The 6,797-nt window shown below is 68.0% G+C and carries 5 protein-coding genes; all 5 read left to right on the forward strand.

Annotated features, from left to right (window positions below):
* Positions 1-185: 185 nt before the first annotated feature.
* The gene (gene tesB / locus MZTS_RS00410; RefSeq protein ID WP_192280268.1) at positions 186-1,049 is read left to right on the forward strand and encodes an acyl-CoA thioesterase II; all 864 of its coding nucleotides are present in this window, start codon (positions 186-188) and stop codon (positions 1,047-1,049) included.
* A 286-nt stretch (positions 1,050-1,335) separates the two neighbouring features.
* The gene (locus MZTS_RS00415) at positions 1,336-1,674 is read left to right on the forward strand and encodes a P-II family nitrogen regulator (RefSeq protein ID WP_192280270.1); all 339 of its coding nucleotides are present in this window, start codon (positions 1,336-1,338) and stop codon (positions 1,672-1,674) included.
* Positions 1,675-1,806: 132 nt separating this feature from the next.
* Complete coding sequence (locus tag MZTS_RS00420) at positions 1,807-3,309, forward strand: ammonium transporter (RefSeq protein ID WP_192280271.1); 1,503 nt, start codon at positions 1,807-1,809, stop codon at positions 3,307-3,309.
* Positions 3,310-3,657: 348 nt separating this feature from the next.
* Positions 3,658-4,908: an outer membrane beta-barrel protein gene (locus MZTS_RS00425; protein WP_009865061.1), complete on the forward strand. Its 1,251-nt coding sequence runs from the start codon at positions 3,658-3,660 to the stop codon at positions 4,906-4,908.
* Between the two features lie 193 nt (positions 4,909-5,101).
* The coding region (locus MZTS_RS00430; RefSeq protein ID WP_192280280.1) for a DNA translocase FtsK at positions 5,102-6,797 on the forward strand (1,696 nt) is incomplete at its 3' end.

Below are 6,797 nucleotides of genomic sequence, written 5' to 3' on the forward strand. Positions count from 1 at the left end.
CCTCTCGGTGCCGTCCCGGCGCGGGGCGGCGGCATCGGGTGGTGATAGCCCGCCCCGGAATGGTTCGCACCCCGTCGCGGCCGAACCGGGCGGCGGTATAAGCATGGCGTGGCCCGGCCGCGCCGCTATTGGCCGCGTCCGGTCCGCACGCCGATCCCTTCCGCCCTCACTACAGCGAAGCCGCCATGTCCGATCCCGTCGATGCGCTCCTCGCGATCCTCGATCTGGAGCGTCTGGAGACAGACCTGTTCCGCGGAGTCAGCCCGCGCATCGGCTGGCCGCGGGTGTTCGGCGGCCAGGTCGTGGCGCAGGCCCTGGTCGCGGCCTCGCGCACGGTGGAGGCCGCCCGTCCCCCGCACTCGCTGCACGCCTATTTCCTCCTCGGCGGCGATCCGGCCGTGCCGATCGTCTACGAGGTCGAGCGCATCCGCGACGGGGGCAGCTTCACCACCCGCCGGGTCAAGGCGATCCAGAAGGGGCGGGCGATCTTCGCCATGTCGGTGTCGTTCCACGCGCCGGAAGACGGCCTCGACCACGCGGCAGGCCTGCCCGATCTGCCGGGCCCGGACGCCCTCGCGGATGCCCGGACCCTGGCCCGTGCGGAGGGGACGATCGTGCCCGAGCCGATGCTCGCCTATTTCACGACCGCTTGGCCGATCGAGCTGCGGCCGGTGGAGGCGGACCGCTACCGGGACCGCAGGCCGAAGCCCGCCCGCTACCATGTCTGGATGCGCGCGACGAAGCCGCTGCCGGAGGATCCGGCGATCCACCGCGCGGTGCTGGCCTATGCCTCGGACATGACGCTCCTCGACGCGACGCTGATCCCGCACGGCCGGACGGTGTTCGATCCCGAGATCCAATCCGCCAGCCTCGACCATGCCCTGTGGTTCCACCGCCCGTTCCGGGCCGATTCCTGGCTGCTCTACTCGCAGGATAGCCCGACCGCCTCGGGCGCCCTGGGCTTCGCCCGCGGCACCTTCCATGACGAGGAGGGCCGGCTCGTCGCCTCGGTGGCGCAGGAGGGGCTGATCCGTCTGCGTCGTTCCTGAGCGAAAACCCCATCGAACACTCTTTTGACAGTCGTCTCGCCGAATTCTGGCGTCCCACTGAGCTGAATGCCCTTTTCTTGGGCGGTTTTTCCGGCAACGCTGCTCGCATTGCGACCAGACGGCGCTCACGTTCTGGGCAGGGCAGCAAAATCGAAAATGGTTCCGCTTGGCACGGTCCTTGAATGATGGCGCGCAGTCGCAGGGTCATTCCGACCTTCGCGGAACCGCTGGGTCTCGGCCGGTGCGCGGCCGGCGGTGGGAAGGCAGAACAAAGGGGGCGCCGCCCATGAAAATCGTGATGGCGATCATCAAGCCGTTCAAATTGGAGGAGGTTCGCGACGCCCTGACCGGCATCGGCGTGCACGGTCTGACCGTGACCGAGGTCAAGGGCTACGGCCGGCAGAAGGGGCACACCGAGATCTATCGCGGTGCCGAATATGCCGTGAGCTTCCTGCCCAAGCTCAAGATCGAGGTGGCGGTGGCCTCCGACCTCGTGACGAGCGTGATCGACACCATCGCGGGCGCCGCCCGCACCGGTCAGATCGGCGACGGCAAGATCTTCGTGATGCCGCTGGAGAAGGCGGTCCGTATCCGCACCGGCGAGACCGACGCCGACGCTCTCTGAGGCATCCTTCTTCCGCATCGGCTCTCCAGCCGGTCGTCCGGGAACGCTCACCCCTTTCCGGCGAGGCGCTCGGCCGCGTCGCCCCGACCTCTTCAACTTGCTCGACGCACTGCGATCAGGAGCTTCCTGTCCATGAAACTTCGCCATCTTCTCGCGCTCGGACTGGGAGGGGCCGCACTCGGCCTCCTTCTCGTCGAGCCGTCCCTCGCGCAGTCGCCCGTCCCCGAAGCCGCCGCCGCTCCGGCGCCGTCCGCCCCGTTGCCCAACAAGGGTGATACGGCCTGGATGCTGCTGTCCTCGGTCCTGGTCCTCCTGATGACCGTGCCGGGCCTCGCGCTGTTCTACGGCGGCCTCGTGCGCACCAAGAACATGCTCTCGGTGCTGACCCAGGTCTTCGCCATCGCCTCGATCGTCTGCCTGCTGTGGGTCGCCTACGGTTACAGCCTCGCCTTCACCAATGGCGGCGGCCTCAACGACTTCGTCGGCGGCTTCTCCAAGGCCTTCCTCAAGGGCGTCGACGCCAACTCGGTGGCGGCCACCTTCTCCAACGGCGTCGTGATCCCCGAATACGTCTATATCTGCTTCCAGATGACGTTCGCGATGATCACCCCCGGCCTCATCGTCGGCGCCTTCGCCGAGCGCATGAAGTTCTCGGCGCTGATCGTGTTCTCGATCCTCTGGGTCACGCTGATCTACTTCCCGATGGCTCACATGGTCTGGTACTGGGGCGGTCCCGATGTCTTCGCCGACGCCGCGCGCAAGCTGGCCGCCGCCGGTGGCGAGGCCAATGCCGCGGCAAAGGCCGAGTACGACGCCGTGCTGGGTGATGCCGGCCTGCTGTTCAAATGGGGCGCCCTCGACTTCGCCGGCGGCACCGTCGTGCACATCAACGCGGGCATCGCCGGCCTCGTCGGCTGCCTGATGCTCGGCAAGCGCATCGGCTACGGCCGCGATCTGCTCGCCCCGCACTCGCTGACCATGACCACGATCGGCGCCTCGCTGCTCTGGGTCGGCTGGTTCGGCTTCAACGCCGGCTCCAACCTCGAAGCCAACGGCACCACCTGTGTCGCCATGATCAACACCTTCGTCGCCACCGCTGCCGCCGCCGTGTCCTGGCTGTTCGTGGAATGGGCCGCCAAGGGCAAGCCGTCCCTGCTCGGCATGCTCTCGGGCGCCATCGCCGGCCTCGTCGCCGTCACCCCGGCCGCAGGCTTTGCCGGCCCGATGGGCTCGATCCTCCTGGGTCTCGTCGCGGGCGCGGTCTGCTTCGTGATGTGCTCCACCGTGAAGAACGCCCTGGGCTACGACGACTCCCTCGACGTGTTCGGTGTGCACTGCGTCGGCGGCATCCTCGGCGCGCTGGCCACCGGTATCCTGGTATCGCCGGCCCTCGGCGGCGCCGGCATTCCCGACTACACCACCAAGCCCGGTGAACTCGTGCTCGGCTCCTACGACATGGTGGCCCAGCTCATCACCCAGGCGAAGGCGGTCGGCTTCACCGTCCTGTGGTCGGGCATCGGCTCGGCGATCCTCTACAAGCTCGTCGACCTGACCATCGGCCTGCGGGTGACGCAGGAGGAGGAGCGCGAAGGTCTCGACATCGCCGATCACGGCGAGCGCGCCTACAACTACTGAGCCTTCGCCCGCCTTCTCGGGGCGGGCGATGTGAAGTCCGGGCCTCGGCGCATCGCGCCGGGGCCTTTTTCTGTTCTGGCCGTGACCTCTTCGGGAGGGAAACTGCGTCCGCGGGTGGGCGGTATGGAGAGACGATCCGGTTGCCGCTTTTTCAGTCGTCTCGAAGAGAAAAATTTTTGCCCAGGGAGAAGTATGAGCAAAAATAGTGATCTTCCTACAACACTTCCAGGGTCAAGGCCGTGGATGCTGAAAATTGCCTAAGAAATAGGCAAATGCGCAAAACTTGATTTTGCGGTGAACCGCGCAGTTCGGCACCTTGGCAATATCAAATTGTGGGGCTCACCTAAGATGACGATCAAGACAAGGATCCTGGCCGCGGGCGCGGCGCTCACCACCGTGACCGCGCTGCCGGTCCTGGCCGCGGACATGCCGGCGAAGAACACGGCCCCGGTGATCGTCGAGGAGCATTGCAAGGCCGCGATCTCGACGCCGACTTTCGGCGGTTTCATCAAGGCGAACCCCAACCCGGCCTGCTTCACCACCGGCCTCGGCGACATCTATGTCGGCGGCGCCGTCACCGGCTTCGCCTATAGCCAGACCAATGCCTTCGGCATCCTCTCCCCCGGAGCCGAGCAGGACCGCTTCGGCCGGGTCGACTTCACCAACCTCCAGGGCTGGATCCAGAAGGCGGACGGCCCGCTGCAATTCTACGTGCATGCCGGCCTCTACTCGATTCCGGCGCTCGGCCTGCCGCTCTATTCCTCGTTCGAGCAGACCGATTCGCTGTTCGGACCGGTGCCGGTGGCCTTCGGCAAGTGGCAGATCAACGATGAGTGGTCGATCCAGGCCGGCCGGATGTTCACCAATATCGGCTCCGAGCTGCTGTTCTCCTATCAGAACCTGAACATCTCCCGCGGTCTGGTGTTCAACCAGGAGAACTTCATCAACCAGGGCGTCCAGGTGAACTATGCCAGCGGCCCGTTCGCGGCCGCCGTCTCGGTGAACGACGGCTTCTATTCCGGTGAACTGAACTGGGTCACGGGCTTCGCCACCTACAAGCTCGACGATTCCAACACGATCGGCATCAACGGCGGCACGCATTTCAGCGACTTCGATTCGTCGACCCGCAGCCCGCGCTTCCAGTTCGCGACGATCAACTCGCTGCAGAACAGCAGCATCATCAGCGTCAACTACACCTACGCCAACGGCCCGTGGATCATCGCGCCGTACTTCCAGTACACCACCGTCGATCGCAAGAATAACTACTTCAGCCCGATCATCGGCGGTGAGACCTATGGCGGCGCGCTGCTCGCCGGTTACAGCTTCACCGACAACTTCGCCCTGGCCGGCCGTGTCGAGTACATCGCCCAGTCGGGCACCCGGGGCGACGTCCTGAGCGCGACCAGCCTCCTGTACGGCCCGGGCAGCTCGGCCCTCTCCTTCACGATCACGCCGACCTTCACCTGGGACCGCTACTTCGTCCGCGGCGAGTTCGCGACGGTGCAGGCCTACGACGTGACCCCCGGCTTCGGCTTCGGCCGCGACGGCACCAAGCGTTCGCAGGAGCGCTACCTGGTCGAGACCGGCTTCACCTTCTGAAGACAACTCCGCCGGTTCTCCGGCGACGACGGAACGCCTCGGCGGGGAAGCCTCGGAGAAATCCGGGGCTTCTTGTCGTTCGGGCGGGGTGAGGAGCGACGGGGAGAAGAATCGTCCGTCCCTGATCGCTTAGCCCCCCGTTAACCGCGCCGCATTAGCCTTACCGGATCGTTGACACCGGACCGGTTTGCGCATGCGTTCCCTCCGCCGTTCCGCGTCGCCCTACGACACCTTCGTCGACAGCCTGCGGCCGTTCCTGGCCAAGCGGCTGACGGAGTGCGGCGGCCTGATCCTGTTCACCGGCGCCGTCGCCCTGACGGTGGCCCTGGCGACGTGGTCGATCGACGACCCGAGCCTCAACCATGCCACCGACCAGCGGGCGCACAACGTGCTCGGCCGCCCCGGCGCCGTGGTGGCCGATCTCGCCATGCAGTTGCTCGGGCTCGGCGCGATCGCCTTCGCGCTGCCCCCCGCTTTGTGGGGCATGCGGCTGATGCGTGAGCGCGATCTGCCGCATGGCGGCGTGCGCATCGCCCTGTGGTGCGTCGGCGTGCTCTGCGTGAGCGCGGTGGCGAGCGCCCTGCCGCCGACCGCCCGCTGGCCGCTGCCCACCGGCCTCGGCGGCGTGGCCGGCGATGCCCTGCTCGCGGGCACGCGGATGCTGGTCGGGCCGCTCGCGGCCTTCGCCGGCTTCGTCTTCGCCGGCATCGCCATCCTCAGCCTCACCGCCGCCTGCCGGGTGACCAAGCCCGAGTTTGAGGAGGAGGACGAGGCGCCCTACGGCACGCAGCGTCCCGCGCCCCGCGCCGGCCGCGGCTCTCCCTACGAGGAGCGCCACGATGCCGACGAGCCGAGCCTCGGGATCCTCTCCCTCGGCGCCCTGGCTCAGGCGGTCATGCGCGGCCGCGCCTCGCTGCGCACCAAGCTCGAATCCTGGCAGGCCCCGGCCGAGCACGGCGAGGGGCTGGCCTATGCCGGCGCTTCTCCCGCTCTCGCGGCCCGCCGCGCCTTCGCCGAGGCGGAGGAGGCGCCCTGGGCGCCGCAGGCCCGTGAGCGGACCGGTGCCTCCGATCGCCGCGAGCCCTCCTTCGCCCCGGAGGAGGATGAGGAGCACGCGCCCCCTCGCGCCGCCCCGTCGCGCCCGGCACCGGCTCTCGACGCCGAGGAGGCGATGGCCGCCGAGCCGCCTTCCCGCGTGTCGCGCCCGCTGCCGCAAGCCCAGGCGGCGCGCGCGCGTCCGGCCGAACCCCGGTTCGAGCCCGGCGAGTACCGGCTTCCCGCCCTGGAGCTGCTGGCGCGCCCGCGCGAGGCGGCCCCGGGCTCGGAGGTCTCGGCCGAGGCCTTGGAGCAGAACGCCACCATGCTGGAGGCGACGCTGCAGGATTTCGGCGTGCGCGGCGACATCCTGGCTGTCCGTCCGGGGCCAGTGGTGACCCTCTACGAACTGGAGCCCGCCCCCGGCACCAAGTCCTCCCGCGTCATCGCGCTCGCCGACGACATCGCCCGCTCGATGTCCGCCGTCTCCGCCCGCGTCGCCGTGGTCCCCGGCCGCAACGCCATCGGCATCGAATTGCCGAATGCCAAGCGCGAGACGGTGTTCCTGCGCGAACTTCTCGCCTCGGTCGATTTCGTCGAGACCAAGCACAAGCTCGCCCTGTGCCTCGGCAAGAACATCGGCGGCGAGCCGATCATCGCCGATCTCGCCCGCATGCCGCACCTGCTGGTGGCCGGCACCACCGGCTCGGGCAAGTCGGTGGCGATCAACACCATGATCCTGAGCCTGCTCTACCGGTTGAAGCCGGAGGAGTGCCGCCTGATCATGGTCGATCCCAAGATGCTGGAGCTGTCGGTCTATGACGGCATCCCGCACCTGCTCTCCCCCGTCGTCA

It is taken from the genome of Methylorubrum zatmanii (assembly GCF_014845115.1).
Classification (GTDB): Bacteria; Pseudomonadota; Alphaproteobacteria; order Rhizobiales; family Beijerinckiaceae; genus Methylobacterium; species Methylobacterium zatmanii.